This is a genomic window from Kineococcus vitellinus, from assembly GCF_009906315.1.
GTDB lineage: Bacteria > Actinomycetota > Actinomycetes > Actinomycetales > Kineococcaceae > Kineococcus > Kineococcus vitellinus.
Genome location: NZ_JAAALL010000515.1, coordinates 1 through 1,640, shown reverse-complemented (window position 1 = coordinate 1,640; position 1,640 = coordinate 1). Strand labels below are relative to the sequence as shown.

Genomic DNA, 1,640 nt, shown 5'->3' with positions numbered 1-1,640 from the left:
AGGTGGGGGAGGTCGTCATGCCCCGAGCGTCGGTCCCCGCGGTGGGAGCGGGCCCGGAGCGGCCTGTGCCCCGGCTGGGGGCCGTGCCGCCGGCCACCCGCCAGGACGTACGGTCGGCGCGTGGCCGACCTGTTCTCCCCCGACGCCGACGGCGACGCCGCGGGCGGTGCCGGGACCCCTGGCGTGCCCGCGGTCCTGGCCGGCGCACCGCTGGCGGTGCGGATGCGGCCGCGCTCGCTCGACGAGGTCGTCGGCCAGCAGCACCTGCTGGCCGCCGGTTCCCCGCTGCGCCGCCTGGCCGCCGACGGCGACCTCGGTCGCGCGGGGCCGGCGTCGGTGATCCTGTGGGGGCCGCCGGGCACCGGCAAGACGACGCTGGCGCACGTGCTCGCGCACGCCGCGGGCCGCACGTTCGCCGAGCTGTCCGCCGTGACCGCCGGCGTCAAGGACGTGCGCGGCGTCGTGGAGGGCGCGCGCCGCGACCGCGACCTCTACGGCCGCCAGACGGTCCTCTTCCTCGACGAGATCCACCGCTTCACCAAGGCCCAGCAGGACGCGCTGCTGCCGGGGGTGGAGAACCGCTGGGTGGTCCTGGTGGCCGCGACCACGGAGAACCCGAACTTCTCCGTCGTCACCCCGCTGCTCTCGCGCTCGCTGCTGCTGACGCTGCGCCCGCTGACCCCCGAGGACGTGCGCGCCCTGCTGCACCGCGCGCTGGTGGACCCGCGCGGCCTGGCCGGGGAGCTGGACGTCGACGAGGACGCCCTGGAGCACCTCGTGCGGGTCGCCGACGGCGATGCGCGCCGCGCGCTGACGGCGCTGGAGGCCGCGGCCGGCGCCGCCTTCGACGACCGGGCCGCCGAGGGCCGCCCGCGGATCGCGCTGGCGCTGGCCGAGCGGGCGCTGGACCGGGCCGCGGTGCGCTACGACCGCGCCGGCGACCAGCACTACGACGTCGCCAGCGCGTTCATCAAGTCGATGCGCGGCTCCGACGTGGACGCGGCGCTGCACTACCTGGCGCGGATGGTGGAGGCGGGGGAGGACCCGCGCTTCATCGCCCGCCGCATCGTCATCTCGGCCGCCGAGGACGTGGGGATGGCCGACCCCTCGGCGCTGCAGACCGCGGTGGCCGCGATGCACGCCGTCGCCCAGATCGGCATGCCGGAGGCGCGGATCGTGCTCGCGCAGGCCGTCGTGCACAACGCGACGGCGCCGAAGTCGAACGCCGCGTACGCCGGCGTCAACGCGGCCATCGCCGACGTGCGCGCCGGCCGGGGCGGAGCGGTCCCGGCGCACCTGCGCGACAGCCACTACGCCGGCGCGCAGCGGCTGGGCCACGGCGCGGGGTACGTCTACACGCACGAGGTGCCCAGCGGGGTCGCCGAGCAGCAGTACGCCCCCGACGAGCTCGTGGGCACCGACTACTACCGGCCCACCGACCGCGGCTTCGAGGCGCAGCTGCGCGAGCGGGTGGCCCGGCTGCGGCGCATCGTCCGCGGCCGCTGAGCGGCCCGCGCTAGCGTCGCGCGGGTGCCCGCCCTGACCCGCCTGCTGACCTCCGTGCTGCGCAGCGCCGGCGAGGTGGCGCTGCGCGAGCTGCAGCGCTCGGCCGCCCCCCGCGGCGCGGCCCCCCGCAGCAC

Annotated in this window: 1 protein-coding gene; it reads left to right on the top strand. The window is 77.9% G+C overall.

The window, feature by feature from the left end:
- The first annotated feature begins 120 nt into the window (after positions 1–120).
- Positions 121–1,506 (top strand): replication-associated recombination protein A, encoded by a 1,386-nt coding sequence (locus GTQ99_RS23000; RefSeq protein ID WP_338075211.1) that lies wholly within the window; start codon positions 121–123, stop codon positions 1,504–1,506.
- Positions 1,507–1,640: the final 134 nt, after the last annotated feature.